28 protein-coding genes are annotated in these 26,562 nt (G+C 63.7%); 17 read left to right on the top strand and 11 right to left on the bottom strand.

Annotated elements, in window-relative coordinates; genetic code table 11:
* The first annotated feature begins 5 nt into the window (after nt 1-5).
* Nucleotides 6-470, top strand: a complete 465-nt coding sequence (gene ybeY / locus AAFN55_RS02860; protein ID WP_347797374.1) for an rRNA maturation RNase YbeY — start codon at nt 6-8, stop codon at nt 468-470.
* A gap of 27 nt (nt 471-497) precedes the next feature.
* Nucleotides 498-1,583 (top strand): hemolysin family protein, encoded by a 1,086-nt coding sequence (locus AAFN55_RS02855; protein WP_347797373.1) that lies wholly within the window; start codon nt 498-500, stop codon nt 1,581-1,583.
* A 249-nt stretch (nt 1,584-1,832) separates the two neighbouring features.
* Here AAFN55_RS02855 and AAFN55_RS02850 read toward each other — a convergent pair whose 3' ends face one another.
* The 9 genes from AAFN55_RS02850 to AAFN55_RS02810 form a co-directional block, all read right to left on the bottom strand.
* Nucleotides 1,833-2,828: a type II secretion system F family protein gene (locus AAFN55_RS02850; protein WP_347797372.1), complete on the bottom strand. Its 996-nt coding sequence runs from the start codon at nt 2,826-2,828 to the stop codon at nt 1,833-1,835.
* Nucleotides 2,829-2,846: 18 nt separating this feature from the next.
* Entirely contained in the window at nt 2,847-3,860 is a 1,014-nt protein-coding gene (locus tag AAFN55_RS02845; RefSeq protein ID WP_347797371.1) for a type II secretion system F family protein, read from the bottom strand.
* 51 nt (nt 3,861-3,911) lie between these two features.
* Nucleotides 3,912-5,399 carry a CpaF family protein gene (locus tag AAFN55_RS02840; protein WP_347797370.1) on the bottom strand — a complete coding sequence of 496 codons (1,488 nt, stop codon included), beginning with the start codon at nt 5,397-5,399 and terminating at the stop codon, nt 3,912-3,914.
* 27 nt (nt 5,400-5,426) lie between these two features.
* Nucleotides 5,427-6,707: a CpaE family protein gene (locus AAFN55_RS02835; protein ID WP_347797369.1), complete on the bottom strand. Its 1,281-nt coding sequence runs from the start codon at nt 6,705-6,707 to the stop codon at nt 5,427-5,429.
* Nucleotides 6,708-6,727: 20 nt separating this feature from the next.
* Nucleotides 6,728-7,429, bottom strand: a complete 702-nt coding sequence (locus AAFN55_RS02830; protein WP_347797368.1) for a CpaD family pilus assembly lipoprotein — start codon at nt 7,427-7,429, stop codon at nt 6,728-6,730.
* Between the two features lie 14 nt (nt 7,430-7,443).
* A complete protein-coding gene (locus AAFN55_RS02825; RefSeq protein ID WP_347797367.1) occupies nt 7,444-8,967 on the bottom strand; it encodes a type II and III secretion system protein family protein in 1,524 nt (507 codons plus the stop codon).
* On the bottom strand, nt 8,964-9,782 hold the full coding sequence (gene cpaB / locus AAFN55_RS02820) for a Flp pilus assembly protein CpaB (protein ID WP_347797366.1): 819 nt from the start codon (nt 9,780-9,782) through the stop codon (nt 8,964-8,966). The genes AAFN55_RS02825 and cpaB overlap by 4 nt, the downstream gene beginning before the upstream one ends.
* Nucleotides 9,783-9,922: 140 nt before the next feature.
* Entirely contained in the window at nt 9,923-10,444 is a 522-nt protein-coding gene (locus AAFN55_RS02815) for a prepilin peptidase (protein ID WP_347797365.1), read from the bottom strand.
* A gap of 135 nt (nt 10,445-10,579) precedes the next feature.
* Nucleotides 10,580-10,756 carry a Flp family type IVb pilin gene (locus AAFN55_RS02810; RefSeq protein ID WP_347797364.1) on the bottom strand — a complete coding sequence of 59 codons (177 nt, stop codon included), beginning with the start codon at nt 10,754-10,756 and terminating at the stop codon, nt 10,580-10,582.
* A 266-nt stretch (nt 10,757-11,022) separates the two neighbouring features.
* Here AAFN55_RS02810 and AAFN55_RS02805 point away from each other — a divergent pair, with 266 nt between their 5' ends.
* The 15 genes from AAFN55_RS02805 (at nt 11,023) to AAFN55_RS02735 (ending at nt 25,176) form a co-directional block, all read left to right on the top strand.
* Complete coding sequence (locus tag AAFN55_RS02805) at nt 11,023-11,973, top strand: phosphatase PAP2 family protein (protein ID WP_347797363.1); 951 nt, start codon at nt 11,023-11,025, stop codon at nt 11,971-11,973.
* Nucleotides 11,974-12,108: 135 nt separating this feature from the next.
* Complete coding sequence (locus AAFN55_RS02800) at nt 12,109-12,462, top strand: pilus assembly protein N-terminal domain-containing protein (protein WP_347800162.1); 354 nt, start codon at nt 12,109-12,111, stop codon at nt 12,460-12,462.
* A 144-nt stretch (nt 12,463-12,606) separates the two neighbouring features.
* The gene (locus AAFN55_RS02795) at nt 12,607-13,188 is read left to right on the top strand and encodes a TadE/TadG family type IV pilus assembly protein (RefSeq protein ID WP_347797362.1); all 582 of its coding nucleotides are present in this window, start codon (nt 12,607-12,609) and stop codon (nt 13,186-13,188) included.
* A 36-nt stretch (nt 13,189-13,224) separates the two neighbouring features.
* Nucleotides 13,225-13,845: a TadE/TadG family type IV pilus assembly protein gene (locus AAFN55_RS02790; RefSeq protein ID WP_347797361.1), complete on the top strand. Its 621-nt coding sequence runs from the start codon at nt 13,225-13,227 to the stop codon at nt 13,843-13,845.
* Between the two features lie 82 nt (nt 13,846-13,927).
* The gene (locus AAFN55_RS02785) at nt 13,928-15,154 is read left to right on the top strand and encodes a phosphopentomutase (RefSeq protein ID WP_347797360.1); all 1,227 of its coding nucleotides are present in this window, start codon (nt 13,928-13,930) and stop codon (nt 15,152-15,154) included.
* Nucleotides 15,147-16,040, top strand: a complete 894-nt coding sequence (gene mutM, locus AAFN55_RS02780) for a bifunctional DNA-formamidopyrimidine glycosylase/DNA-(apurinic or apyrimidinic site) lyase (protein ID WP_347797359.1) — start codon at nt 15,147-15,149, stop codon at nt 16,038-16,040. Before AAFN55_RS02785 ends, mutM begins: the two co-directional genes overlap by 8 nt.
* A 42-nt stretch (nt 16,041-16,082) precedes the next feature.
* A complete protein-coding gene (locus AAFN55_RS02775; RefSeq protein ID WP_347797358.1) occupies nt 16,083-16,856 on the top strand; it encodes an enoyl-CoA hydratase in 774 nt (257 codons plus the stop codon).
* A 172-nt stretch (nt 16,857-17,028) separates the two neighbouring features.
* Nucleotides 17,029-17,295 carry a 30S ribosomal protein S20 gene (rpsT, locus tag AAFN55_RS02770; RefSeq protein ID WP_347797357.1) on the top strand — a complete coding sequence of 89 codons (267 nt, stop codon included), beginning with the start codon at nt 17,029-17,031 and terminating at the stop codon, nt 17,293-17,295.
* Nucleotides 17,296-18,166: 871 nt separating this feature from the next.
* Nucleotides 18,167-19,636, top strand: a complete 1,470-nt coding sequence (gene dnaA, locus AAFN55_RS02765) for a chromosomal replication initiator protein DnaA (RefSeq protein ID WP_347797356.1) — start codon at nt 18,167-18,169, stop codon at nt 19,634-19,636.
* Between the two features lie 195 nt (nt 19,637-19,831).
* Nucleotides 19,832-20,950, top strand: a complete 1,119-nt coding sequence (gene dnaN, locus AAFN55_RS02760) for a DNA polymerase III subunit beta (RefSeq protein ID WP_347797355.1) — start codon at nt 19,832-19,834, stop codon at nt 20,948-20,950.
* A 25-nt stretch (nt 20,951-20,975) separates the two neighbouring features.
* Nucleotides 20,976-22,148, top strand: coding sequence for a DNA replication/repair protein RecF (gene recF, locus AAFN55_RS02755; protein WP_347800161.1), 1,173 nt, complete (start codon nt 20,976-20,978; stop codon nt 22,146-22,148).
* A gap of 39 nt (nt 22,149-22,187) precedes the next feature.
* On the top strand, nt 22,188-22,955 hold the full coding sequence (locus tag AAFN55_RS02750; RefSeq protein ID WP_347797354.1) for a molybdopterin-synthase adenylyltransferase MoeB: 768 nt from the start codon (nt 22,188-22,190) through the stop codon (nt 22,953-22,955).
* 24 nt (nt 22,956-22,979) lie between these two features.
* Nucleotides 22,980-23,447 carry a GNAT family N-acetyltransferase gene (locus AAFN55_RS02745; protein ID WP_347797353.1) on the top strand — a complete coding sequence of 156 codons (468 nt, stop codon included), beginning with the start codon at nt 22,980-22,982 and terminating at the stop codon, nt 23,445-23,447.
* The gene (locus tag AAFN55_RS02740; RefSeq protein ID WP_347797352.1) at nt 23,444-24,694 is read left to right on the top strand and encodes an aconitase X catalytic domain-containing protein; all 1,251 of its coding nucleotides are present in this window, start codon (nt 23,444-23,446) and stop codon (nt 24,692-24,694) included. Before AAFN55_RS02745 ends, AAFN55_RS02740 begins: the two co-directional genes overlap by 4 nt.
* The gene (locus AAFN55_RS02735; protein ID WP_347797351.1) at nt 24,691-25,176 is read left to right on the top strand and encodes a DUF126 domain-containing protein; all 486 of its coding nucleotides are present in this window, start codon (nt 24,691-24,693) and stop codon (nt 25,174-25,176) included. The genes AAFN55_RS02740 and AAFN55_RS02735 overlap by 4 nt, the downstream gene beginning before the upstream one ends.
* On the opposite strand, the gene AAFN55_RS02730 is transcribed toward AAFN55_RS02735, so the two are convergent.
* Both AAFN55_RS02730 and AAFN55_RS02725 read right to left on the bottom strand, forming a co-directional pair.
* A complete protein-coding gene (locus tag AAFN55_RS02730) occupies nt 25,107-25,424 on the bottom strand; it encodes a hypothetical protein (protein ID WP_347797350.1) in 318 nt (105 codons plus the stop codon). The genes AAFN55_RS02735 and AAFN55_RS02730 overlap by 70 nt on opposite strands.
* 8 nt (nt 25,425-25,432) lie before the next feature.
* Nucleotides 25,433-26,434: a D-glycerate dehydrogenase gene (locus AAFN55_RS02725; RefSeq protein ID WP_347797349.1), complete on the bottom strand. Its 1,002-nt coding sequence runs from the start codon at nt 26,432-26,434 to the stop codon at nt 25,433-25,435.
* Between the last annotated feature and the right edge of the window lie 128 nt (nt 26,435-26,562).

Below are 26,562 nucleotides of genomic sequence, written 5' to 3'. Positions count from 1 at the left end.
GTACGATGATCGACATAGACATCTCAGTCGAAGCCGGCGACTGGCCGGACGAAGAGGCGTTGCGCCGGTTTGCGGCCAAGGCGCTCGACGCCGCGCTTGCCGAGCTCGCGATCGACGAGGACAGCGAACTCAGCCTGCTTTTCACCGACGATGCCCATATCCGGGTGCTGAACCGGGAGTGGCGCGGCAAGGACAAGGCCACCAACGTCCTGTCCTTTCCCGCCTTCGATGTCGCGCCCGGCGACCCGTTTCCGGCGATGCTGGGAGACATCGTTCTGGCGCGTGAAACGATCGTCGGCGAGGCGGGACTGGAACAAAAGCCCTTCGATCACCATTTGGTGCACTTGATCGTGCACGGCCTCCTGCACCTTCTCGGCTACGATCACGAGACGGACGAGGATGCGGAGGAGATGGAGGCCATCGAGCGCCGGGCGCTCGCAAGGCTTGCCATTCCCGATCCATATGGATAACTGAGTACGTCCAACACTGACGAGACGATGAACGAAAACGCACAGACGACCGCCCTCGGCGACCAGGGTGGTGATCAGGGCTCCGACCAATCAGGCGACGCCCAAAGTACGCCCGCCGGGTCTACCGGCGCCAAAACCTCGCTTATCAACCGGCTTTTCGGCCGTTTCCGGCAACGGAACGGATCGACATTGCGCGAAGACCTCGCGGATGCGCTGTCGGATCGCACCCCCGAAACGGCGGTCTTTTCGCCCGGCGAACGGGCGATGCTCAACAACATCCTGCGCCTGCGGGAGCTTCGCGTCGAAGACGTGATGGTTCCGCGCGCCGATATCGAGGCCATCGACCTGTCGATGAAGCTCGGCGACCTGCTGGCCCTGTTCGAGGAATCCGGCCGCTCGCGCATGCCGGTCTATCATGAGGCGCTGGACGATCCGCGCGGCATGATCCACATCCGCGATGCCGTGGCCTACATCACGCGCGCCGCCAAGCAGAAGCGCCCACGCGCGTCCAAGAAGGCGAATGCGGCGATGCCGCTCGATCTGGCGAATGTCGACCTGACCAAGCCGATCGGCGACCTCAGCATCGTGCGGCCCGTCCTTTTCGTGCCGCCATCCATGCTGGCATCCGACCTGATGACGCGCATGCAGGCGGCGCGCATCCAGATGGCGCTCGTCATCGACGAGTATGGCGGGACGGACGGTCTCGTTTCGCTCGAGGACATCGTCGAGATGGTCGTCGGTGACATCGAGGACGAGCACGACGAAGACGAAGAGCCGATGATCACCAAGACCGACGACGGCGTGTTCGTGGTCGATGCGAAGGCCGAGATCGACGACGTGGCGGCGGTGATCGGCGAGGCGTTCGCGCCCGGAGATCACGGCGAGTATGTCGATACGATCGGCGGCATGATCTTCAACACGCTCGGCCGCGTGCCGATACGCGGCGAAGTCGTGCAGGCGATCCCGGGCTTCGAGTTCCACGTGCTGGACGCCGATCCGCGACGCGTCAAACGGGTGCGGATCGTTCAGGGCCGCAGCGCCGACCGGCGACGCCGCGCGGCGCGGCCTGAATCCACCGGAGCGGCGGAACAGACCGAAGAAACGGGCGCCTGAGCCGGGGGTTGTTTTCAGGTTTTTGCTGAAACACCCCCTCCGACATTTCGCGTAACACCCCCTCCACCGCCTCCGGCGGTCCCCCTCCCCCGTAAACGGGGGAGGATCCGAGGTCGAGGACGGCCGCAACGTTGGATCCTCCCCTGCGAAGCGGGGGAGGGGGACCACGAAGTGGTGGAGGGGGTTTCCGCGCCGAACAGTTTCACCTCGGAACCGCTCCAAAGCCGGCAGCGCCGGCCTTTTCGCCGGTCAATTGGCGAAGATGGCGCGCTCGGAGACCTGGATGCCGGCTGGTCCGAGGATGACCGCGAACAGCACCGGCAGGAAGAACAGGATCATCGGAACGGTGAGCTTGGGCGGCAGTGCCGCGGCCTTCTTCTCCGCCTCGTTCATGCGCATTTCGCGGCTTTCGTTCGACAAGACGCGCAGCGCGTGAGCGACGGGCGTGCCGTAGCGCTCGGCTTGGGTCAGCGCCTGCGCGACGCTCTTGACCGAGTCGAGGCCGGTTCTGGCGGCAAGGTTCTCATAAGCCTGCTTGCGCTCCTGAAGGAAGGAGAGCTCGGCATTCGTCAGGACGAATTCTTCCGCCAGATCGACGGATTGCGCGCCGATCTCGTCGGCGACGCGGCGGAACGCGGCTTCGACCGACATGCCGGATTCGACGCAGATCAGCATCAGGTCGAGCGCGTCGGGCCACGCCCTCTGGATCGATTCCTTGCGCTTGGTCGCGCGGTTCGAAACGTAGACGATCGGCGCGTAGAAGCCGCCATAGGCGAGCAGGATGCAGACGAAAATCTTCACGACCAAAGGCTGCTCGGGCAATCCGCCCAGCAGGAAGATGTAGACGAGGCCCAGCGCGAAGCCGACGAAGGGCAGGATCAGCCGGAAGAACAGGAACTTGGTCAGCGGGTTCTGGCCACGGAAACCGGCGACCTTGAGCTTCGCGACGGTGTTTTCGTCGGCCAGCGCGCGGCGCAGATCGAGGCGATCCACGATGTTGCGCATGCCGATCGACTGTTCCTCGCGCAATCCCTTGCGGCGACGGTCGGCTTCTGCCGCGAGCCGGGCGCGCTGCTTGGCGCGCAGCTCGTCGCGTTCCAGCGCGACCGATTTCATGCGTGACTTGAGCGGGTTGCCGCCCAGTGCCGGCAATGCGGTGAACACGGTCACGAAGACCGCCGACGCGACGACCATCGCGATCAGGAAGCTCGGGTCGGTGATGGACTTGACGATCTGATCGATCATTTCCGCTTCCTGGATGTCCTAAATATCAAAGTTCATCATCTTGCGCATCACGAAGATGCCCATCGACATCCAGATGCCCGACAGCACGAGGATGAGATGGCCGGTGCTCGTGGTGAACAACGGCATGATGTAGCTCGGGCTCGACAAATAGACGAGGAAGGCGACGATGAACGGCAGCGCGCCGATGATCACCGCCGACGCCTTCGCTTCCATGGACAGCGCCTGAATCTTCGCCTTCATCTTCTTGCGGTCGCGCAGCACCTTGGACAGGTTGCCCAGCGCTTCCGACAGATTGCCACCGGCCTGGTTCTGGATCTGGATGACGATGCCGAAAAAGCTCGCTTCCGAGCACGGCATCGTCTCGGGCATGCGCATGACGGCTTCCGGCAGTGACAGGCCGAGTTGCTGCGATTCCGTGATGCGCTTGAACTCGGTCTTGACCGGCTCGGGCGCTTCCGCCGCGATCAGGCGCACGCCGTCATTGAGGGGCAGGCCGGACTTTACCGCGCGGACGATGACGTCGAGCGAGTTGGGGAACTCCAGCAGGAAGGCCTTTACGCGGCGCGCACGCTTGAACGACACGAACCAGCGCGGCAGGCCGAACGTGCCGGCAAGGAACGCGCCCGGCACCACGAGAAGCGGCACGCCGGCGAGGAAGACCAAAATGGCGACGACCACGCCGCAGGCCACCGAGTAAAGGTAGAAACGCTCCATCGTCACGTCGATGCCGGCCTGCCTGAGCTGGACTTTCAAAGGCGGCTTCCTGAGCGTCACATCGCGCGACTTGTTCTTGCTTTCGAGGTCCTTCAGCGAATCCTGAACCGACTTTCGGCGCTTGGCGGCTTCCGCGACCCGGTCGCGCGACGCCTTGATCACGGCGCGGTCCGTATCCGCGCGCTTGACGGTATCGAGACGCTTGCCGGCGTTCTTCTCGTTTTCGATCGAGGTGAAGAGGAGCCCGTAGGCGAGCGCGCCCGCGCTCAACGTCGCGAGGGCAATGAAGGCCAGAACGGTGTTGTCCAATCCGAACATCGGCGGTTTCCTAGCGACCTGTCGGCTTCAGACCTGAAACGACGGGGCGCATCAGGCCTCCTTTTCCATGCCTTCGAGGGCGGCGGCGAGGCGCTGTTCCTCGCCATAGTAGCGGGCGCGGTCCCAGAAGGCGGGGCGGCCGATGCCGGTCGAGACATGCTCGCCGACCAGCCTGCCCTGCGCGTCCTCGCCCTTGATGTTGTAGAGGACGAGGTCCTGCGTGATGATGACGTCGCCTTCCATGCCGATCACCTCGGTGATGTGCGTGATGCGGCGCGAGCCGTCGCGCAGACGCGCGGCCTGGATGATGACGTCGATCGAGCCGACGATGATTTCGCGCACGGTCTTCTGCGGTAGCTGGAAGCCGCCCATCGCGATCATGGATTCGATACGGTTGAGGCATTCGCGCGGGCTGTTCGCGTGGATCGTGCCCATCGAGCCGTCGTGACCGGTGTTCATCGCCTGCAGGAGATCGAAGACCTCCGGTCCGCGCACTTCGCCGACCACGATGCGCTCGGGACGCATGCGCAGGCAGTTCTTGACGAGATCGCGCATCGTGATCTCGCCTTCGCCTTCGAGGTTGGGCGGACGCGTTTCGAGACGCACCACGTGCGGCTGCTGGAGCTGGAGCTCGGCGGAGTCCTCGCAGGTGATGATGCGCTCGTCGCGGTCGATATAGTTGGTCAGGCAGTTGAGCAGCGTCGTCTTGCCCGAGCCCGTGCCGCCGGAAATCACAACGTTGCAGCGAACCCGGCCGATCACCTTGAGAACGTCGGCGCCCTCCGGCGTGATCGCACCGAACTTGACCAGTTGATCGAGGGTGAGCTTGTCCTTCCTGAACTTGCGGATGGTGAGCGCCGCGCCATCGATCGCCAGCGGCGGGACGATGACGTTGACACGGGAGCCGTCAGGCAGGCGCGCGTCGCAGATCGGGCTCGATTCATCGACACGGCGGCCGACCTGGCTGACGATACGCTGGCAGATGTTCAGGAGCTGCTGGTTGTCGCGGAAGCGGATGCTGGTCTGCTCAACCTTGCCCGCGACTTCGATGTAGACGTGCTTGGAGCCGTTGACCATGATGTCGGCGATCTCGTCGCGCGCCAGCAGAGGTTCCAGCGGGCCATAGCCCAGGACGTCGTTGCAGATGTCCTCAAGCAGTTCTTCCTGCTCGGAGATCGACATCGCGAAGTTCTTGATCGCGATGATGTCGTTGACGATGTCGCGGATTTCCTCGCGCGCCGAATCCGCATCGAGCTTGGCAAGCTGCGACAGGTCGATCGTGTCGATGAGCGCGGAGAAGACCTGGCTCTTCGTGTCGTAGTAGATGTCGCCGCGTTCGCGCTGGATGCGCTTCGGCTCTGGCGCGAGCGGCGGCGCATCGATGCTGCGCTTGGGCGCTGCAGGTTGCTCGCCGGCGCGTGCGCCCGCGCCCGCCATTGCCGGTTCCGGCGTCTGCGCCGCAGCCGATGGAGACGGGGTGGGCGCGCGAAAGACCGGGGTCTCGCGCTGTCCGCCTTCATTGCCTCTTCTGCCAAACATGTGCGCTTCGATCCCGCCTGTCTCGAATTACTTCTTCAGCTTCAGCCGGGCCAGGATGTCGCCGAGCCCCGACTTCTTCCTGGCCTTGATCTCGCTGCGCCCAGTGAGGATGTGCGCCATCTCGTTGACCATCTTCACGATCGCGTGCTGCGCATCCATCTCGCCCAGCATCCGGCCATTGTTGGCGCTGTTGCCGAACAGAGCGGGTTCGAACGGAATCACCGCCATCGGGATCACGTCGAGCGGCTCGGCGAAATCCGCCGCGCTGATCTCCGGCCGCTTCGGCACGCCCGCCTGGTTGATGATCAGCTTGGGTGGACCATCGTTGGGACGCAGCTTCTTCAGCGTGTCGACGAGGTTCTTCGTGTTGCGCAGATTCGCGAGCTCCGGCGTCGCGGTGATCACCACTTCGTCGGCCTGCATCAGGACCGTCTTGGACCAGCCGCTCCAGATATGGGGAACGTCGAGCACGATGAGCGGTGCGCTGCGCTGCGCGATATCGATGATCTGCGAGAAGGCCTCGGGATCGAAATCGTAGGTGCGATCGAGCATCGAGGGTGCGGCGAGCAGCGACAGCCGCTCCGCGCATTGCGCGAGCAGGCGATCGAGATAGACCTCGTCGATACGCTCGGGCGAGAACACCGCCTCCGCGATGCCCTGTGCCGGGTCCTGGTCGAAATTGATGTTCGCGGTGCCGAAAGCGAGGTCGAGATCGGCGACCACGACTTCGGACGAGAACAGCGTCGACATGGTCCAGGCGACGTTGTGCGCCATGGTCGAGGAGCCGACGCCGCCCTTGGCGCCGATGAAGGCGATCGACTTGCCGATGGGGGCGGCATCCGGATCGATGAAGATGCCGGAAATGACCGAGAGGATGTCGGCCATCGAGATCGGCGCCACGACATATTCCGAGATGCCGAAGCGGATCAGCTCGCGATAGAGCCAGACGTCGTTGTAGTGGCCGATGACGACCACTTTCGAAGTCGGGTCGCAGACTTCGGACAGTTGGCTGAGCGACGCGATGAGCTGCTTGGGCTCCTCGCGGGATTCGACGATGATCAGGTTCGGTGTCTGGGCGGTCTGGTAGAATTCGATCGCGGTCGCGATGCCGCCCATATGCACCTTGAGATGCGTCTTGGCCATGCGGCGATCGATTGCGGCGCGCTCGATCGGATTGGCGATGCTCTCGGTTTCGCAGAACGCCTGGATCGAGATGCGCGGCAGCGGCCGCAACTCGTTCAGAGCGGCGACTTCGGTTTCGCTGGCGGCTTCGCTATCCGTCGTCGCGTCATAGGCAAGATTGCTCATGTGATCGCCCCGATACAAGCTCAGTAGTTGACTTCGCGATTGGACCGCACGTCGGCGGCAATGCCACGACGCTGATACTGGTCAATCGCATGGGAACGGTTCTGCGCGTCGATCGGCGACTGTTTGCGCGGCCCCAGAAGATCGGCGGGATTGGCAATCTGCGCCGCAAGGTTGTTCTGGTAGGCGCAGCCGAAATTGGCCCAGTGCTTGTTGTCGGCGTTGTCGAGCATGTCGGCCGGCCAGCGGCCGCACTGCCCGGTGGACGCCGTCATCTCCGCGCGGATGAGCCGGATCGGCGCGGTGTCGCCGTAGCGCGAGGCGTCGTAGGGCTGGGTCACGACGCGGCCTTCGCGCACGCCGCCCTTGCGGAGGCGCTTGGCCATGTCGGCCGCGACGAGCGCTGCCGCGTGCTGGTTGCCCGAGCCGTGCGGCACGAGGATCGTCACGGTCGCGCCGGCGCTGCGGTCGTAGTCGGCGATGAAGCCGTCGACCGCGACGCGCTGTACCGCCGAAAGCCCCATGTCGCTGTAGCCGACCGGGATGTCGACCGTCTTGTCCTTTTCGGAGATCACGATCGGATGGTTGGTGCGGTAATCGTCCGGAACGGAGCCGACGGTGATGCTGTCGCGGTTGGCGCAGCCGGTCACCAGAGCGACCGCGGCGACCATGGCGATGGCCGATGCGCGCTTGCGCGACGCGTCTTTCAGGAGGACTTCAGACATGATGGTGGCCCCGATCACTTGTAGATGTAGCCGACGACGCCGTGGTAGCGCCCTGCCGGCCTGTCCGTATTCATGGTTCCGTAGACGCGGTTCACGCGGCCCAGGAACATGCCAGCGCCGTCGCTGGCGGCATTGAAGTTGTCGTCAGGCCTGGCAAGCGCGCTGCGCGCGGTCGGCTTCGACAAATATGGCGTCACGATGATCACCAGTTCGGTCTCGTTGCGCACGAAGTCGCGGCTGCGGAAGAGCGATCCGAGCACCGGCACCTTCGCCAGGCCGGGAAGACCCGTCGCCACCTGGCGGACGTCGTCGCGCACGAGGCCGGCGATCATCATCGACCCGCCCGAGGGCAGTTCGACGGTCGTGTCGGCCAGACGCTTGCGGATCGAGATCGCGGTCATGCCCGGAAGCTGACGAAGATCGCCACCGAACGTGACGGAGGCCTCGTTGGTCGGCTCGGAGACGGAGGTGCGCACCTTCAGGCTGATGCGGCCGGGCGAGAGCACCACCGGCATGAATTCGAGGCCGATGCCGTATTCGAGTTTTTCGACGGTGTAGGTGACCTGTCCATTCTCGGAATCGACGTTTTGGCCGGTCACGAGATTGAACTCGCCGCCGACCTTGAAGGTCGCCTTCTCGCCGGACACGGCCGTCAGGTTCGGCTCGGCCAGCGTCTTCATCACGCCGGCCTGTTCCATCGCATTGATGTAGGAGTCGATGAGAGAGCCGCCGACACTGAAACCGGACGAGCCGAGAGGCTTGCCCAGACCGCTGACGTTCTCGCTGATCGCGCCCCAGGAAATGCCGTCGACGCTGCCCTGCCCGATGAGATTGACGCCGAGCTGCTTCATCACGTTGCGGCTGACCTCGGCAACGGTGACCTTCAGCGTGACCTGATCCTCACCGATGATCTGCAGCATGTTGACGATCAGGCTGGTGCGGCGCGACTGGTCGGGGTTGTCGATATCGACCCCGCCTGCCGCGTTTCCGCCCGCGGCGGTCTGCGAATACTGGCCTGTCGTCGCTTCACCGCCACGCACGAAGAGTTCTGCGAGCTGTTCGGCGCGCTTCGCGTCGAGCGGCGTTTCCACCGTGCCGGTCAGGACGACGTTGTCGTTGATCAGTTCGGCGGTGATCTCGGCCGTCGGCAGGAACCGCTTGAGATAGTCCTCGAGGCCGGCGACATCGCGCTCGACCTGAAGGTCGAGGCTGGCGATCTGCTCGCCGTTCGGCCCGAACACGAAGATGTTGGTTTCGCCCACGGACTTGCCGAAGAGATAGATGCGGCGCGCCGTGCGCGTCACGGCATCGGCGACCGCCGGATTGGCGACCAGGATGTCGTAGGCGTCCTGCGGCAGGTCGATGACGATCGACTTGTTGAGGCCGAGCTTCACGCGCTGGTTGGCGGTCTGGGAACTGACGCCGACCATGCCTTGCGCCTGTGCCTCGCCTGGCACGATTGCAACCGTGGATGCTGTCGCGATCGTCAAGGCCAGCAGCGATGCGGCCATGGTCGGCAGTTTGTTCGTCTTCATCATTTGCGAGCCCCCACTTCGCTCACTTCGCCCGACTTGATCATACGGACGGTTCCCCGCCTGCCGTTGCCCGACACGAGATAGTCGGCTTCACCCTCGACGACTTCCTGCGTATCGACGACCGCCCTCAGCGCCAGCGTCAGCCGGTCGGCCATCTGCTGCGCGACGGTGATGATTTCGGCCTGCTGGGGCGTCAGTTCGAGCGTAGCGGTATCGCCGACGCGAACACGCCGCCCTTCCTCGTCTTCCTGGATCGCCTGATCGATCGCGAGAACCCGGATGTTGCGCAGGATCGTCTCGGTCACGTAGCCTTCCGCAGTGCCGCCCTCGGCCTGATTGCGCCGCGTCATGATCACGTCGACGAAATCATTCGGCAGGATGAAGCCGCCAGCCGAGGTATCGGCCGCGATCTGCGTCGCGACGGCGCGCTTGCCGGACGGCAGGATGGACGACATGAAGCTCTGGCCCTCGCCAATCAGCTTGGACCGGCGCAAGGGCTCGCCCTCATACATCGGGACGCGGGCGATGGCGCCCTGCAGTTCCTCAAGCGCCCCGGGGGCACTGTCTCGCGTGATAAAGGCCTCGCTGATGCCCGCGGAGGGCCAGGACTGCCAGGCGAGTTTCTCGCCGACCGTCGTGCCCATCGGAACGTCGCCCTCAAGCACGAGCACGTCCGCGAGCTTGATCGCGGGCTCGCGCGGTGCGCTGTCGACGATGATCTGGGCCGGGGGCGGGGTCGACATGTTCTTGGCGACATAGCCGGCGCCGATCGCCGTTGCGACCGCAACACCCAAAATGATCACGCGCGATGGCGCCATATCCCCGACCTCATACCCGACAATCATCAGACCCAGGTCGGACAATGGGCGGGCAATCGTCAAATTAGGGTTAATAGAGCGCTTACGATCGTGATTAATTTAAAGTTGATGCAAGTGCTTCGAGGTTAACGGCCTAGTGTTCAGCCCACGACCACTTGGGCGAACGCCCATTGCATCAGCGGCGTGGAGGGGTAGACGAGCAAACCGGAGATACCGAGGGCGACGCCGTAGGGAACGCCCGCGTCTGAATTGGCGAAGTGACGCAGGAACATGTTGTGGCCAGTAAATGTCGAAAGCGGCGAGCGCCTGTAGATGATGATGACATATGTGAGGAGACCACCGATCAGCGCCGCGTAAACGAGATACTGAAGAAGAAGAATCGAAAAACCCATCCAAAGTGATGTCGCTGCGATCAACTTGGCATCACCACCGCCCATACCGCCCACGGCGAACATGCCGAAGGTAACGCACAGGACGAGCGCGGCGGCGGCGAAGTGCCAGCCGAATGTCGCCCAGTCCATGCCGCTCAGCGGCGCGACAACAGCAAACACGGCAATCAGGATGAGTGAAACGCGGTTGGCGATAGTCATCGACAGCATATCGGACACCGCCGCGAAGACCATGCAGAACGGGAATACGACAAAGATCAGGGCTTCAAGCATGCTTCGATATCCGTGCGCGTCGCGTCGAGTAAGACCCTGCCACAGGTCGACTTAAGTCTTCGTGAAATCCACACAGATAACTCAAACGAGAATGGCCGCCCGGAGGCGGCCATTCCATTAAGAATGTGATTGCGGTTAGTTGGCACGCGTATCGAGATCGGTCGATACGCGGGTAAACAGTGCGTCGAGGCTGGTGCCCAGCATACCGGCGCCGGTGACGATGGCGAGAGCGATGAGGGCGGCGATCAGACCGTATTCGATGGCGGTCGCGCCGGATTCGTCTTTCACAAAACGTGCAACGATCTTGGACATAGTAGAGCTCCTTACTCCATGTGTTTACAGCACTTCCGTCAACGTTTCTGCTGTGTCGATCGGATAGCCGAACACTAGGGGGAAGCTCTTTCGATCGGCTTAAAAAACACCCTTACCGAATTCTTGCCGAAGCAGCCCGAGAGATACGGTTAATTTATCCGCAAGAACATCGCTAAAATTCCGGTCTGGTTTTGGCGGACGTTGCCACAGTCCGAAGTACTTTCGCCATTCACTGCTTTTCAGTATTTTTCGGTTCTTATGCGCCCATGACGCACGGACCCGATGCCCAAATTACCGAGGCGCTCATTCAACGCGTGACCCTGTCGGCGGCGTTGCTGAGCATCGCACTCATTTTCATAAAGGGAGCGGCCGTTGATTACGGCGCCTATGGCGGCGCTATCGGCACGGGTGCATTGCTGATTGCGATCGGCCTCTTCTACCGCCATTCAGGCCGCGACGACCGGCTTGGCTCGACGCTGATCTGCGCGGGATGGTTCGTTCTGTTCACGCTGTCCCTGTCGCTCTTCAATTATCTTCTGATGCCTCACTGGGCCCCCACCTTCGACGTCACTCTCGCGACCATCGACGCTGCATTGTTCGGTTATCACTGGCCGGACTTCGTGGAGCGCAGCGCCGGATTTCCGCTTCTCAATGAAGCCATGCGCGTCGCATATCTTTCGACGCTGCCGCAGATTGCCGTCCTGCTGGTCATTCTGGGCCTTAGCGGCCGCATGCAGGAGATGTATTCTCTCATACGCACGCTGACTATTGCGGGAACGGCCGTGGTGGTCTTCTGGGGATTCTTGCCCTCGATGGGCCCCAGCGTGCTTTATGATATCGCGCCCGACATCCTGGCCCACGCGCGCCCCGTCGTCGGTCCCGACTACGGCCGCGCGATCGCGGCGCTCTTCAAGGATGGGGCGAACGTGCTCTCGCCCGATGAAATCCGGGGGCTGGTCGCCTTTCCTTCGTTCCACATCGTTCTGGCGCTCGCAGCTACATACTTCGCACGCACTGTTGTGTGGATTTTTCCAGTATATCTCACCATAAACCTGTTCGTGCTGCCCGGCGTTCTCGCTCACGGGGGCCATCACGTCGTGGATATTCCGGCCGGCTTCGCGCTGTTTGCCGTGGCGGCGTATCTTTCGCACAGGGCAGTTCTCTCACCTGCCCGGAACGCGGGGATGGTCCAAGAGGGTGAAGGCCAGCGCGCTTAACCGTTGGTTCACCAATATCGTTCATTTTCCGTTCAAAGGCTGGGCAAGCGGGAGAATGGCATGGCGGGGCGCGGGATGAAGTTCATGGTGGCGGCCACGTTCACCGCTCTTGCGTCGCTTGCGGCAACGCATGCCATGGCGAACGAGCCGATCCAGGTGCTGATGAACCAGGCCAAGATCGTCAAGCTGTCGCGGCCAGCCGACACGATCGTCGTCGGCAATCCGGCGATTGCCGATGCCTCGGTCCAAGATGCGTCGACCATCGTGCTGACCGGCAAGGGTTTCGGCGTCACCAACCTCGTCATTCTGGACAGGGATGGACATCCGATCGTCGACGAGCAGATCGTCGTGTCGCGGCATTTCGCGAATTCGGTGCGGGTCTATCGCCGTTCCGAGGTCCAGACGCTGTCCTGCACGCCGTTCTGCGAGAGCTCGTTCAAGAACGATGCGGAACGTCTTTCCGAAGCCGAGATGCAGGCCACCCAATAGCCCCGCATGTTCGCGAGCGGCTTTTCGCGACAATCGTTGACGAGACGTTAACGGCGTCGCACCAATTCTAGCGATCGTCAAAACCGGACTGCAACCCGCTTCATGTATTCGTCCTGCCAGATTGCTTTCAGGCGGGACGAATACATGGATATGTCGAGCATGCCCGGACCGGATCAGGACAGCGCGCCCGTCAAGCGGCGGCGCATCCTCGACCGTTTTGTCCGCGACGCCAAGGGCAGCGTCGCCATCGAATTCACCGCGCTCGCGCTGCCGTTCTCGATGCTGGTCTTCGCGATTTTCGAAAGCTGTATCTCGTTTGCCGCCCAGCAACTGATGTCGAACGTCACCGACGACGTCGCACGCCAGTTCCGCACCGGACAGATCAAGCAGGCCACGCTCAATCCCCAGGATCTTCGCGACATGATCTGCAATCGTCTCGAAATCGTCGTCTCGACCGGCTGCCCCGGCCTCTTCATCGATTTGAAGCGTTACGACACCTTCGCCGATGCCGCCAAGGTGCGAACGAAATTCACGGCGGACAACGATCTCGACACGTCGGATTTCAAGATCGAACCCGGCCTGTCGATGTCCAAGAACCAGTTGCGCGTCTTCTACAAGTGGCCGGTGATGACCGACCTCCTGCGCAAATCGATGTCGAACATCAAAGATGGCAAGACGCTGCATTTCGCCAGCGTGACCTGGCAGAACGAACCGTTCGACGACTGAATTCCGGCGGGGGCCGGCGCATAGGGACGCGCTGACATGAAAATGATGACGACGAGAATGCTGATCTCGGCCGCACGAGAGAAGATGAAGGCGCTGCTGAGCGATCGCCGTGGCGTCGCCGCGATCGAGTTCGCGTTCATCGCGCCGGTTCTTCTGTCGCTATACTTCGTCACGATGGAGGTGGCGCAGGGCATCGAGGCCAACAAGAAGGTCGGCCGGATCGGCTCCATGGTGGCCGATCTCGTGACCCAGCATCAGGCCATCGACAGCCTGGAACTCGAAGCGATCATGAAGATCGGGGAGGCGATCCTGCAGCCCTACAATCGCACCCAGCCCCGCATCATCGTCACCGCGATCAAGATCACCAACGACGCCACCCCGAAGGCTGTCGTCCAGTGGTCGCGCAAGATGGTGGACGGGGCATTCAGCGTCGACCAGGCGAAGGACACGGTGACGGCCGTTCCCGACAAGCTGATGATCAAGGACACCTTTCTTATCCGCGTGACCAGCGAACTCGACTATCGTCCCGTCATCACGTGGACCGCCGAACAGAAGGCGTCGCTTGGCCTCGCGGCGGCGTTCGACAACATCGGGATGAAGGAATCCTATTTCCTGCGCCCCCGCATGAGCCCCACAATCGCCTGCACCGGCTGCTGAGGCAGTCCGGTTTGCGAATTGCCAAGACCCCGTCCGGTGCCTATGTCTCGGACAGGTTGGTTTATCGGACGACACCATCGACATGGCCCGCGCCTTTCTTTTCGTGCTGGATTCCTTCGGCATCGGCGGTGCGCCCGACGCGGCGCGCTTCGGCGACGAGGGCTCCGACACGTTTGGTCATATCGAGGCGCGCTGCGCGGCGGGTGAAGGCGACGTGCAAGGCCTTCGCAGCGGGCCGCTCCACCTGCCCAACCTGAACGCGCTGGGTCTCTCGCACGCGGCGGCGCTCGCCACGGGCCGGGCGATGCCTCAAAATACGCCGGACGGCTTCTGGGGCGCGGCGTCGGAAGTCTCGAGCGGCAAGGATACGCCGTCCGGCCATTGGGAGATGGCAGGCGTGCCGGTGCGCTTCGACTGGAGCTACTTCCCCGACACGCAGCCCACCTTTCCCGCACATCTGACCAACGACCTGATCCGGGACGCGAACCTGCCGGGCATCCTGGCGAATTGCCACGCGTCGGGCGTCGGCGTGATCGAGGCGTTCGGCGAGGAGCATATCCGGACCGGAAAGCCGATCTGCTACACGTCGGCTGACTCCGTCATCCAGATCGCCGCACATGAAACCCATTTCGGGCTGGAGCGGCTCTATGAGGTCTGTCGCGTGGCGCGGAGATTGGCCGACCCGCTCAATATCGGACGCGTCATCGCGCGGCCCTTCATCGGCGAGAGCCCGGCCGACTTCACCCGCACGTCCAACCGCAAGGACTATGCCGTGCCGCCGCACGAGCCGACCTTGCTCGACCGGCTGGTCGCCGACGGCAGGACCGTCCTCGCGGTCGGCAAGATCGGCGACATCTTCGCGCATCGCGGCATCTCGAACCTGCGCAAGGCTCCCGACAACATGGCAATGTTCGACCAGGCGCTCGCGGCGATGGAGGACGCCGGGGATGGCGACTTCGTCTTTGCGAATTTCGTCGATTTCGACACCAATTTCGGCCACCGGCGCGACGTGCCGGGCTATGCCGCCGCGCTCGAGGCCTTCGACAGGCGCCTGCCGGAAGCGCTGGCGCGCTTGCGCGACGGCGACATGCTGATGCTGACGGCCGACCATGGCTGCGACCCGACCTGGCGGGGAACCGACCATACGCGCGAGCGCGTGCCCGTGATCGGGACCGGACCGGGACTCAGCCGTGGCCCGATCGGCGTGCGCGAAACCTTCGCCGACATCGGCGAGACCGTCGCCGCGCATCTGGGCATCGAACCGGGCCTGCACGGCACATCCTTCAGGGCGGCGCTCACCCATGCCTGAATTGCCCGAGGTCGAAACCGTTCGGCGCGGGTTGCAGCCGGTCTTCGAAGGATCGCGCATTCTCCGCGTGGAGCAACGCCGCCCCGATCTGCGCTTCCCCTTCCCCGCGTCCTTCGTCGAGCGTCTTACGGGCCGCGAGGTGATTTCGCTCGGACGCCGGGCGAAATACCTGACGATGCATCTCGACCGGGATCCGGTGCTGATCTGCCATCTCGGCATGTCCGGCTCGTTCCGCATCCACTCCGGTGCCGAGGCCGGAATCGTGGGCGATTTCCACCACGAGCGCGCGAAGGACGCCGCGCACGACCACGTGGTCTTCCACCTGCAGGACCGAAAGGGCGAGACGCACGCCGTCGTGTTCAACGATCCGCGCCGCTTCGGTTTCATGCTGTTTTCGGACGCCGCGACGCTCGATACGCATCCATCGCTCGCAGGGCTGGGGATAGAGCCGACCGGAAACGCGCTCGACGGGGGCCTGCTCAGCGATCTGTTTCGCGGAAAGCGCGCGCCGCTGAAGGCCGCGCTGCTGGACCAGAGGCTGATTGCGGGACTGGGCAATATCTATGTGTGCGAGGCGCTGTGGCGTGCCGGCCTCTCGCCCAAGCGGCTGGCGGGTTCGATCGCGGTGGCACCTGGACGACGAAGCGCGCGTTGCGACAGGCTCGCCGACGCCATCCGCACCGTGATTGCGGAAGCGATCGCGGCGGGCGGCTCGTCGCTGCGCGACTATGTCCAAACGGACGGGTCGCTCGGCTATTTCCAGCATTCGTTCAGCGTCTACGACCGCGAGGGCCAGCCCTGCGTGAAGCCCGGCTGCGGCGGCACCGTTTCCCGCATCGTCCAGAGCGGACGTTCGACCTTCTATTGCCCGACGTGCCAGCGTTAGCTATTCGACAGGGACGCAATCACTTCATCACGGGAGAGCACGATGGCCTACGAAACGATCCTTGTCGAAACACGCGGCAAAGTGGGGCTGATCACGCTCAACCGGCCAAAGGCGCTCAACGCGCTGAACACGACCGTGATGAGGGAGGTCGTTAAAGCCGTCGAGACATTCGATGCGGACCCGAAGATCGGCGCGATGGTGCTGACCGGATCGGAGAAGGCCTTCGCGGCAGGCGCCGACATCAAGGAAATGCAGCCGAAGGCCTATATCGACACCTTCATGGAAGATTTCTTCGCGGACTGGGAAGCCGTGACACGCGCCCGCAAGCCAATCATCGCGGCGGTGAGCGGCTATGCGCTGGGCGGCGGCTGCGAACTCGCGATGCTGTGCGACTTCATCATCGCCTCGGACACCGCGAAATTCGGCCAGCCGGAGATCACGCTTGGCGTCATACCCGGCATGGGAGGGTCGCAGCGCCTCACCCGTTTCGTGGGCAAGTCGAAGGCGATGGATATGTGCCTGACGGGCCGCATGATGGATGCGGCGGAAGCCGAGCGCTCCGGCCTCGTCTCGCGCGTCGTGCCGGCAGGCGAACTGATCGAGGAAGCGCTGAAGGCTGCCGCCAGGATCGCCGATCTCTCGCTTCCCGCCGTGATGCTCGCCAAGGAAGCGGTGAACAGGTCCTATGAGACGACGCTTGCGGAGGGCCTGCGTTTCGAGCGCCGGATGTTCCATTCGATGTTCGCGTTCGACGACCAGAAAGAGGGCATGGCGGCCTTTGCGGAAAAGCGCGCGGCGGCATTCCGCAATCGGTAACGACAGAAGCGAAGATGAGCACGCGCGAGCGTTGACGCGCGCGAAAAGCTGATCTATAAGCCGCCGCAACTGCGGTAGCCCCTGGCTGCCCCTTAATTTGTTGCGCCAGACGGCCTCCCATAGGGATTTCCGCTCGCGGCGCTTACGCTGACAGTTTGAGAGAGAGGCATCCATGGCCAACACATCTTCGGCCAAAAAGGCTACGCGCAAAATCGATCGCCGCACCGCGATCAACAAGAACCGCCGCTCGCGCGTTCGCACCTTCCTCCGCAAGGTCGAGGAAGCCCTGCTGACGGGCGACAAGGCCGCCGCGCAGGCAGCCTTCTCCGCCGCTCAGCCGGAGCTGATGCGCGCCGCGAGCAAGGGCGTCTTCCATCGCAACACGGCATCGCGCAAGGTTTCGCGCCTCGCACAGCGGGTCAAGGCTCTCAGCGCCTGATCGCCATCTGAGCGAACCATTCCAAGCAGTCACGAACCCGGCGCCTCGACGCCGGGTTTTTCTTTGCCTGGAAAGCACCGGGCGGATCGCGACAGCCCAAATGGTAGGCTTTTGTCCTTTGCCGGCACAGTCTGACCGTTCCCAGGTTGCACTCTCGGTGCCTCAACCGCGCAGGGTAGAGCGCTGCAAATTTTGTCGTTTTAAATCAATGACTTGTAGATGGTTGCGAAAGGGGACCCCAGGACGGGCCGAGTCTCTGCTGCCCTGTCGAGTGTCAAGTGAATTTTGTCGCGCGCAGAGTCTTTCTCGAGTCGCCGGCAAAAGGTTTTGAATCAAAACAGCTTACTGTTCTGCCGCGCCGCAGCGAAAGTGAGTCAAGCTCAAAGTCATCGCAGATTCGTGAAAAATTCCTTACCTCTCTATTGCCCTGTCCACGGCATTTTTTGTAATGTCCGGTCATCGAATGGGGCGAGGCAATTGCCCCGCTGATCCAGCCAGACAGCGGCGACAGCGTAACGCGGATGAGGGTCCGCGCGCGTGGAAGTCGTGCCATTCAGGGGACAGGGGACTATTACATCGCAAGGCATTTTTTGGCTTCGAACGCATGTTCGGAGATGGAATTTTTACGCCCTGTTTTAGACGATCAAGCGGTGGCCAATCCATCCGCCCAGACACCAAGGAGGCGCGACGCCGAAAGACTTACGAGGACACGGCACGAAGGAAAAAGCGCCTAACGTCGGATGCGGAAAATATCGACGACAGCGCTGCGGCGACATTACGACAGGGATCATCAAACACAATGCAAAGCGGCATCGAAGCCCGAGCCGATACGGCTCTTATTGTTTCAAATCATCAGATGGAGGGGACAGGCATGGCGCCGTCAAACGGGCCCGAGGCAATTTTTGAGCGCGTCAAGACGCAACTCAAGGCCCGACTCGGCAATGATGTCTATTCCAGCTGGTTCGGCCGCATGATGGTTGCGGAGACCTCGCGGGGGCTCGTGCGGCTCTCCGTGCCCACCGCGTTCCTGCGGCAGTGGATCAACAACCATTACGTCAATATGATCGCCGAACTGTGGAAGCAGGACGACCCGGCGATGCTGAAGCTTGAGATCGTCGTGCGCAGCACGACGCGGGCAGCCGTCGCTCCCGTCGAGGAAGACCGCGCGCCGGTGAAGAAGCCGGTTCGCCAGAGCGGCCCGGCAATGCCGACGCCGTCGCAGCCAAACCGCGCGCCCGCGCTTCAGAGCGAAGGCCAGCGCATGAACGCCGCCGAACAGGGCAAGCAGAGCGTTCTCGGCTCGCCGCTCGACAGCCGTTACACCTTTGATTCCTTCGTCGAAGGCCCGTCCAACCGCGTCGCTTTCGCCGCTGCGCGCTCGGTTGCCGAGGGTGCCGCCAGCGCATTGCGCTTCAACCCGCTTTTCATCCATGCCTCCGTCGGCCTCGGCAAGACACATCTGCTGCAGGCCGTGGCTTCGGAAGCGCTGCGGCTCAAGCCTTCGTCGCGGGTGGTGTATCTGACCGCCGAATACTTCATGTGGCGCTTCGCGACCGCGATCCGCGACAACTACGCGCTGCACCTCAAGGAACAGTTGCGCGACATCGACCTGCTGATCATCGACGACATGCAGTTCCTGCAAGGCAAGTCGATCCAGCACGAGTTCTGCCATCTCATCAACATGCTGCTCGACAGCGCAAAGCAGGTCGTGGTCGCAGCCGACCGTCCGCCGTCGGAACTCGAATCGCTGGAGCCGCGCGTGCGCTCCCGTCTCAATGGCGGCGTCGCGCTGGAAATGGCCGCGCCGGACTATTCGATGCGCCTGTCCATGCTCCAGCAGCGCTATGCGGCGGCGGCTTCGGAAGACACCGCGCTGCGCATTCCCGACGATATCCTCTCGCATGTCGCGCAGACGGTGACGGGAAGCGGCCGCGAGCTCGAAGGCGCCTTCAACCAGGTGCTGTTCCGCCAGTCCTTCGAGCCGGAAATGTCGATCGCCTGGGTGGACGAACTGCTCGGTAACATCTACCGCGCCGGCGAGCCGAAGCGCGTTCGGATCGAGGACATCCAGCGGGTGGTCGCGCGTCACTACAACGTGTCGAAGACGGAGCTTCTGTCCAATCGCCGCACACGGACGATCGTGAAGCCGCGCCAGGTCGCCATGTATCTCGCAAAGATCATGACACCCCGCTCCCTGCCGGAAATCGGTCGCCGCTTCGGTGGCCGGGACCATACGACGGTGCTTCACGCGGTGCGCAAGATCGAGGGTCTTTCGGGCGGCGACAACCAGATGGCGCAGGAGATCGAACTCCTGAAGCGCCTGATCAACGACCAGGCCTGACGGCTTTTCGTCGGGGGCCGGCTCCAGATGGCGCCGGCACCGATGTTTTCCCCAGCCGGTTGCCCGCGACGCCGCTGAAACGCGTCGCGGGCTTGCCTTTCGGGGCGATTTCCTGTCAGGTTCGTCGTCCATTTTGCGCTGCCGATCCGGACTGGCGCGAACTCCGAAATCACATCCTGACGAGACCTGCGTGTCATGCGTGTTACCCTCGAACGCTCCAATCTCCTGAAGTCGCTCAACCACGTTCATCGCGTGGTGGAGCGCCGGAACACCATTCCGATCCTGTCCAACGTGCTCCTGTCGGCAAGCGGCGCGAGCCTGGAACTGAAGGCGACGGACCTCGACCTGGAGATCACCGAAGCGACCGCCGCCTCGATCGAGCAGGCCGGCGCGACGACGGTGCCGGCGCACCTCCTCTACGACATCGTGCGCAAGCTGCCCGACGGCGCGGAAGTGATGCTGAAGGTCGACGAGAGCGGCAATTCGATGTCCGTGATCTCGGGGCGCTCCTCGTTCCGGTTGCAGTGCCTGCCCCAGGCGGATTTCCCCGAACTTTCCGCCGGATCGTTCAGCCACATCTTCCGCCTCGATTCCGCAGGCCTGAAAGGCCTCATCGAGAAGACGCAGTTCGCGATCTCCACCGAGGAGACGCGCTACTACCTCAACGGCATCTATCTTCACACGCATGAGGATGGCGGCAAGCTGAAGCTGCGTTCGGTCGCCACGGACGGGCATCGTCTCGCGCGCGCCGAACTCGACGCGCCCGCGGGCTCCGAAGGCATGCCGGGCATCATCATTCCGCGCAAGACGGTGAGCGAGCTTCAGAAGCTCGTCGATTCGCCCGATGTGGCGGTGACGACCGAACTGTCCGACACCAAGATCCGATTCACGATCGGCAGCGTGATCCTGACGTCGAAGCTCATCGACGGCACGTTCCCGGACTACCAGCGCGTCATTCCGACCGGCAACGACAAGAAGCTGGTCATCGACCGACAGACCTTCGCGCAGGCCGTCGATCGCGTCTCGACCATCTCGTCGGAGCGCGGACGTGCGGTAAAACTGTCGATCGCCAGCGGCCAGGTGACGCTGACGGTGAACAACCCGGATTCCGGCAGCGCCACCGAAGAACTCGCGGCGGACTATGATTCCGATCCGATCGAGATCGGCTTCAACGCGAAGTATCTGCTCGACGTCGCAGCGCAATTGTCCGGCAGCGAAGCGCGCTTCATGCTGGCCGATGCCGGCTCGCCGACGCTGATCCACGACACGACCGACGATCATGCGCTCTATGTGCTGATGCCGATGCGCGTCTAGACGCGCATTTTTCACCGTGTCCGACATTGAGCAGACCGCGTCCGACACCCCGCACGGCAGGGCGCAGACACATGTCGCGCGCCTGCTGCTGACCGATTTCCGTAACTATGCCAGCACCGCGCTTGATTTCTCGCCCGGCCCCGTCGTCCTGACGGGCGAGAACGGGGCGGGCAAGACCAACCTTCTCGAGGCGATTTCCTTTCTGACGCCGGGCCGCGGGATGCGGCGCGCGGCGCATGACGACGTCGCGCGCGCCGGAGCGGCAGACGGGTTTGCCATTCACGCGCGCGTCGAAGGCGCGTTCGGCGATGTCGAGATCGGCACCGGCACGATCGGCGAACGCGGGCCGAATGGCGAGCTTTCCGGCCGCAAGGTGCGCATCAACGGCGCGCCTGCCAGGAACGCCGACGAGATGCTGGACTGGCTGCGCGTCATCTGGCTGACGCCGGCGATGGACGCGCTCTTCACGGGGCCGGCAGCCGACAGGCGGCGCTTCATGGACCGGCTCGTGCTTGCGATCGACCCCACGCATGGGCGTCGCGCGCTCGATTTCGAAAAAGCCATGCGCGGCCGCAACCGGCTCCTGTCCGAGCAGAGCCGCGACGACCGGTGGTTCGAGGCGATCGAAATCCAGATGGCGGAAACCGGCACGGCGATTGCCGCCGCGCGCCTGGAGATCGTGCGGCTGCTGACGGGCATGATCGAGCGGCTTCCGGAGGACAGCCTGTTCCCGAAGTCCGACATCGCGCTTCAGGGGACGCTCGAAGAGGCGATCGGCGCGATGCCGGCGGTGGAAGCCGAAGAGGTCTATCGCCGCAGCCTGACTGACAATCGCGCGCGCGACCGGGCGGCTGGCCGGACGCTCGACGGACCGCACCGGTCGGATCTGGTGGTGCGCCATCGGCCAAAGGACATGCCGGCCGAGCTGTGCTCGACCGGCGAGCAGAAGGCGCTTCTGACGGGGCTCATCCTGTCGCACGCGCGGCTGGTGACCGAGCTTTCGGGCGCGCCGCCGATCCTGCTTCTGGACGAGATTGCCGCACATCTCGATGCGGGGCGGCGGGCGGCGCTGTTCGAAATCCTGGAAGAGCTTGGCTGCCAGGCCTTCATGACCGGGACGGATGCGGCATTGTTTTCGAGCCTGGAGGGCCGCGCGCAGTTCCTGAAGGTTTCTGGCGGAGCCGTTGTCGTGGGCTGACACGCTGACAGCGCGCGCGCCAGGCGATATGGTGGCCGCATGAACCAATCCCCGCCCCCTGCCCTGTCCGACGAGGAACTCGAGCGCTATGCGCGCCATATCGTGCTGCCGGAAGTCGGCGGGCCGGGACAGCAGAAGCTCAAGCGGGCGCGTGTCCTCGTGATCGGCGCAGGCGGGCTCGGCGCGCCGGTGCTGCACTATCTCGCGGCTGCCGGGGTCGGCACGCTGGGCATCGTCGATGACGACACGGTCTCGCTGTCGAACCTGCAACGGCAGGTGATCCATGACACGGGAAGCGTCGGCCGCGCCAAGGCCGACAGCGCCTCTTCCACGATCGCGCGCATCAATCCGCATGTGCATGTCGAGCGGCACATCATGCGGCTCGATGCCGCGAATGTCGACGGGCTGGTGGCGGCTTACGACATGGTCATCGACGGCTCCGACAATTTCGACACGCGCTATCTCGTGGCGGACGCCTGCGCGTTGGCGGAAAAGCCGCTGGTTACAGGCGCCGTCGGGCGCTTCGACGGATCAGTCACCGTCCTGAAGCCCTATGAGGTCGCGGCGGACGGGCGCAAGAACCCCTCCTATCGCGATCTCTTTCCCGAACCGCCGCCGCGCGATCTGGTGCCGTCCTGCGCCGAAGCCGGCGTGCTGGGCGCTCTGGTCGGCGTGATCGGGACGTTGCAGGCTATGGAAGCCATCAAGCTCGTGACGGGCATAGGCGAACCACTGGTCGGTCGCCTGCTGATGTATGACGGGCTCGGCGCGACGTTCGACACGGTTCGCTACAAGGCCATAGGTTAGCCATTGCTTACCGAAAACAGGATCATGCTGTACCGTCTCGCGCCGCAGTTCGGGCGATGGGGCGAGTTGCTGAGGATGATCCGGCGCGCCTTCGCCTCCATGGACGGCGTGATCGACCCGCCTTCGTCTGTTCACCGTCTCACGGAGGACGGCCTGCGCCAGCGCGCCGAGGACGAGATCGGCATAGTCGCGCTCATGGATCAAGACATCGTCGGGTGCGTTTTCCTGGCCGAAAAGGACGATCACCTCTATCTGGGCAAGCTTGCGGTTGACCCCGGCAAGCACGGTCACGGCATCGGCAGGAGGCTGGTGGTGCATGCCGAGGAGATCGCGCGTACTGCGGGCAAGACCGCGCTGGAGCTGCAAACCCGGATCGAGTTGACGGCCAACCATGCCGCCTTCGACAGGCTGGGTTTCGTCGAGACGGAGCGGACGGCACATGCGGGCTTCGATCGGCCGACAACGATCACCATGAGAAAACGCTTCGTATGAGCGTGGCTCTCACGCCAGAGGAACAGGAGATCGCCGCCGGCTCGGACGGGGCGGCGATGGCGATGCGGATCGTCGCGGAGGCGGCGCGGCTAATGGGCGCCCCTCGCCTCATCCCGATCGCGTCCGCCCATATCGACGGCGCGCTTTATCATGGCGATTCCGGCACGTTTTTCGCGGAGCGTCTGGTCGAGGGTGGCGCGCAGGTCACGGTGCGCGCGACGCTCAATGTCGGCGCGCTCGACCTGACGGGCTGCTCGGCGGTGCGACTGGCCGAGCCGGAGCGCGGCATGGCGCGGCGCATGATGCAGGCCTACCGCGCGCTCGGTTGCGAGCCAAGCTGGACGTGTGCGCCCTATCAGGCAGGGCATCGTCCCGCGCAGGGAACCGACGTCGCCTGGGGCGAATCCAACGCGGTGGTGTTCTGCAACTCGGTGCTGGGTGCGCGGACGAACCGGTATGGCGACTTTCTCGACATCGCCTGCGCGATCTCTGGCCGCGCGCCCGACTACGGGCTGCATCGCGCGGAGAACCGTGTCGCGACGGTGCTGTTCGATGTTTCCGGCCTGGCGGCATCATTTCTCGCGTTGGAAATCGCGTGGCCTGTGCTGGGCAGTCTGTTCGGGCGCGAGGTCGGCACGGCAATCGGTGTCGTGGCCGGTGCGCCCGCAAATCCGGGCGACGATGCGTTGAAAGCGTTTGGCGCGGCGGCCGCATCGTCGGGCGCGGTCGGATTGTTCCACGTCGCAGGCGTGACGCCGGAAGCGCCCGACCTCGAAACCGCGCTGAGCGGCCGTGAACCGCAGACGGTCATCCGCGTGTCGCCGGCCATGGCGGCAGCGGCGCAGCGGCGTCTCTCGACCACCGAGAATGCCGACCACATCGACGCCGTCGCGATCGGCAGCCCGCATCTGTCGCTTGCCGAGATCGGCCGGCTCGAAGAGCTGGTCGCGGGACGCAGGCTTGCGGTTCCGCTCTACGCCTGCACGGGCCGCCATGTGCTCTCGGCGATCGACGGCGCGCGACGGGCAGCACTCGAGCGGCTCGGCGTCGTCATCGTCGTCGATACCTGCGTGGTCGTGACGCCGATCCTGCCCGATCTCACGGGCGGCGTGCTGATGACCAATTCGGGAAAATTCGCGCATTACGCGCCGGGCAACACCGGCTATGGCGTCGTCTACGGGTCGCTCGTCGAATGCGTCGAGAGCGCGATTATTGGTAAGCCACTGCTAACGGGTTTTGCGTCGTGAGCCGGTCCATCGCGTCAGAGGTTTTGGTGAGCGGTCGCGGCGGCGCGGGGGACGCGCTCGTCTTGTCCGCGCCGATCAGCTTCTGGGGCGGTGTCGATCCAAGGACAGGGCGGATCGCCGACGTTCGCCATCCCGAACATAGGCTGAGCATTGCAGGCACGGTGCTGTGCCTGCCGGGCACGATCGGTTCTTCGTCAGCTTCGGCGGTTTTGCTCGAACTCGTCAGCAACGGTCATGCGCCGGCAGCGCTCGTGCTTCACGAGGCGGATGCGATCCTGCTGCTTGGCCTCGTCGTGGCGAGGGAAATGGGGCTGGCGACGCCGGTCGCCGTGCGGCTCGACGCAGACAGCCAGCGCGCTTTCAGGGGTTGCCGACTATGCGTCGGGACTGACGGCATGATCGACGTGGAAAATCAGACAAGCCACGCGAGGAACGCGCCGACGGCTCCTACCGCAATCAGCAGGGCCAGCCCGCGTTCGTAGCCCATCGTGGCGACGATCAGCGCCTCGAGCAGGCTTTGAATCGCCAGATACAGCGATACGCATCCAACGACCAATCCCATCCAGCGGACGATCGCGTATACGGAATCGCCTGAGGGCGGCAGTTCTCCGCCAAAAATAAAGAGACCCAGCCCGGCCAACGACAAGACCGCAAAGAAACCGAAGACCCAAAATGCGTCCACTCGCTCCGATCGCCGCTCTTCCGGCGTGCGTGGGGGGAACAGCCTCATCTCTCGCGTCACGCCCGCGAGGGCAGAACGCGATCCGGCGGGCGGTGGCCGTCGAAGAAGGCGCGAATGTTGATGATCACCTTCTCGCCCATGTCGATACGGCCCTCGATCGTAGCCGAGCCCATATGCGGCAGGATCACGACCTTGCCCTTGGCGGCCAGCTTCACGAGTTTCGGGTTGACCGCCGGTTCGTGCTCGAACACGTCGAGCCCCGCACCGGCAAGTTTGCCGCCTTCCAGCATCTTGACCAGCGCGTCCTCGTCGATGATGTCGCCGCGCGCGGTGTTCACCAGATAGGCGGAGGGCTGCATCAGCGCGAGACGCCGCGCGGACAGGAGATGGAAGGTCGCAGGCGTCGAGGGGCAGTTGACCGAAATGATGTCCATGCGGGCGAGCATTTGGTCGAGGCTTTCCCAATAGGTCGCCTCCAGCGCATCCTCCGTCGCCGGCGCGACCTTGTGCCGGTTGTGATAATGGATCGACAGGCCAAAGGATTTCGCGCGGCGTGCGAGCGCGGTGCCGATGCGGCCCATGCCGACGATGCCGAGGCGCTTGCCGCCGAGCCTGCGTCCCAGCATCCATGTCGGCGACCAGCCCGTCCACTTGCCGTCGCCCTTCAGGACGGTCGCACCTTCGGTGAGGCGGCGCGGAACGGCCAGCATCAGCGCCATGGTCATGTCCGCAGTGTCTTCCGTCAGCACATTGGGCGTGTTGGTGACGACGATGCCCTTCTTCGCGGCGGCGGCGACGTCGATGTTGTCGACGCCGTTTCCGAAATTGGCGATGAGCTTGAGGCTCGGCCCGGCCTGCGCGATCAGCGCCGCGTCGATGCGGTCGGTGACGGTCGGAACCAGCACGTCGGCCTCCGTAACGGCGGCCACGAGTTCGGGCTGCGTCAGCGCCCGGTCGTCCACATTCAGGCGCGCATCGAAAAGCTCCCGCATACGGGTCTCGATCGCGTCCGGCAGTTTCCGGGTGATCACGACGAGGGGCTTTTTCCTGGCGACCATGACGTCCTCGAATACAGGGTCTCGTTGAGACCTCTTTAACCAAGATTGGCGACACTTGGAATCTGTGTCGACCAGGTCGCGGTCTTGGAGCCTGTGTAACAAGCCGTCCTGCAGATGACAAAGAAAAA

The sequence above is a fragment of the Mesorhizobium sp. CAU 1732 genome (assembly GCF_039888675.1).
In the GTDB taxonomy this organism is placed as follows: domain Bacteria; phylum Pseudomonadota; class Alphaproteobacteria; order Rhizobiales; family Rhizobiaceae; genus Aerobium.
This window is presented reverse-complemented; position numbering and strand designations above follow the sequence as displayed.

What these genes read in the sequence shown, in the direction of transcription:
- ybeY (WP_347797374.1), top strand. Translation starts at nt 6, where the DNA reads ATGATCGACATAGACATCTCAGTCGAAGCCGGCGACTGGCCGGACGAA.
- AAFN55_RS02855 (WP_347797373.1), top strand. Translation starts at nt 498, where the DNA reads ATGAACGAAAACGCACAGACGACCGCCCTCGGCGACCAGGGTGGTGAT.
- AAFN55_RS02850 (WP_347797372.1), bottom strand. Translation starts at nt 2,828, where the DNA reads ATGATCGATCAGATCGTCAAGTCCATCACCGACCCGAGCTTCCTGATC.
- AAFN55_RS02845 (WP_347797371.1), bottom strand. Translation starts at nt 3,860, where the DNA reads ATGTTCGGATTGGACAACACCGTTCTGGCCTTCATTGCCCTCGCGACG.
- AAFN55_RS02840 (WP_347797370.1), bottom strand. Translation starts at nt 5,399, where the DNA reads ATGTTTGGCAGAAGAGGCAATGAAGGCGGACAGCGCGAGACCCCGGTC.
- AAFN55_RS02835 (WP_347797369.1), bottom strand. Translation starts at nt 6,707, where the DNA reads ATGAGCAATCTTGCCTATGACGCGACGACGGATAGCGAAGCCGCCAGC.
- AAFN55_RS02830 (WP_347797368.1), bottom strand. Translation starts at nt 7,429, where the DNA reads ATGTCTGAAGTCCTCCTGAAAGACGCGTCGCGCAAGCGCGCATCGGCC.
- AAFN55_RS02825 (WP_347797367.1), bottom strand. Translation starts at nt 8,967, where the DNA reads ATGATGAAGACGAACAAACTGCCGACCATGGCCGCATCGCTGCTGGCC.
- cpaB (WP_347797366.1), bottom strand. Translation starts at nt 9,782, where the DNA reads ATGGCGCCATCGCGCGTGATCATTTTGGGTGTTGCGGTCGCAACGGCG.
- AAFN55_RS02815 (WP_347797365.1), bottom strand. Translation starts at nt 10,444, where the DNA reads ATGCTTGAAGCCCTGATCTTTGTCGTATTCCCGTTCTGCATGGTCTTC.
- AAFN55_RS02810 (WP_347797364.1), bottom strand. Translation starts at nt 10,756, where the DNA reads ATGTCCAAGATCGTTGCACGTTTTGTGAAAGACGAATCCGGCGCGACC.
- AAFN55_RS02805 (WP_347797363.1), top strand. Translation starts at nt 11,023, where the DNA reads ATGACGCACGGACCCGATGCCCAAATTACCGAGGCGCTCATTCAACGC.
- AAFN55_RS02800 (WP_347800162.1), top strand. Translation starts at nt 12,109, where the DNA reads ATGGCGAACGAGCCGATCCAGGTGCTGATGAACCAGGCCAAGATCGTC.
- AAFN55_RS02795 (WP_347797362.1), top strand. Translation starts at nt 12,607, where the DNA reads ATGGATATGTCGAGCATGCCCGGACCGGATCAGGACAGCGCGCCCGTC.
- AAFN55_RS02790 (WP_347797361.1), top strand. Translation starts at nt 13,225, where the DNA reads ATGAAAATGATGACGACGAGAATGCTGATCTCGGCCGCACGAGAGAAG.
- AAFN55_RS02785 (WP_347797360.1), top strand. Translation starts at nt 13,928, where the DNA reads ATGGCCCGCGCCTTTCTTTTCGTGCTGGATTCCTTCGGCATCGGCGGT.
- mutM (WP_347797359.1), top strand. Translation starts at nt 15,147, where the DNA reads ATGCCTGAATTGCCCGAGGTCGAAACCGTTCGGCGCGGGTTGCAGCCG.
- AAFN55_RS02775 (WP_347797358.1), top strand. Translation starts at nt 16,083, where the DNA reads ATGGCCTACGAAACGATCCTTGTCGAAACACGCGGCAAAGTGGGGCTG.
- rpsT (WP_347797357.1), top strand. Translation starts at nt 17,029, where the DNA reads ATGGCCAACACATCTTCGGCCAAAAAGGCTACGCGCAAAATCGATCGC.
- dnaA (WP_347797356.1), top strand. Translation starts at nt 18,167, where the DNA reads ATGGCGCCGTCAAACGGGCCCGAGGCAATTTTTGAGCGCGTCAAGACG.
- dnaN (WP_347797355.1), top strand. Translation starts at nt 19,832, where the DNA reads ATGCGTGTTACCCTCGAACGCTCCAATCTCCTGAAGTCGCTCAACCAC.
- AAFN55_RS02750 (WP_347797354.1), top strand. Translation starts at nt 22,188, where the DNA reads ATGAACCAATCCCCGCCCCCTGCCCTGTCCGACGAGGAACTCGAGCGC.
- AAFN55_RS02745 (WP_347797353.1), top strand. Translation starts at nt 22,980, where the DNA reads ATGCTGTACCGTCTCGCGCCGCAGTTCGGGCGATGGGGCGAGTTGCTG.
- AAFN55_RS02740 (WP_347797352.1), top strand. Translation starts at nt 23,444, where the DNA reads ATGAGCGTGGCTCTCACGCCAGAGGAACAGGAGATCGCCGCCGGCTCG.
- AAFN55_RS02730 (WP_347797350.1), bottom strand. Translation starts at nt 25,424, where the DNA reads ATGAGGCTGTTCCCCCCACGCACGCCGGAAGAGCGGCGATCGGAGCGA.
- AAFN55_RS02725 (WP_347797349.1), bottom strand. Translation starts at nt 26,434, where the DNA reads ATGGTCGCCAGGAAAAAGCCCCTCGTCGTGATCACCCGGAAACTGCCG.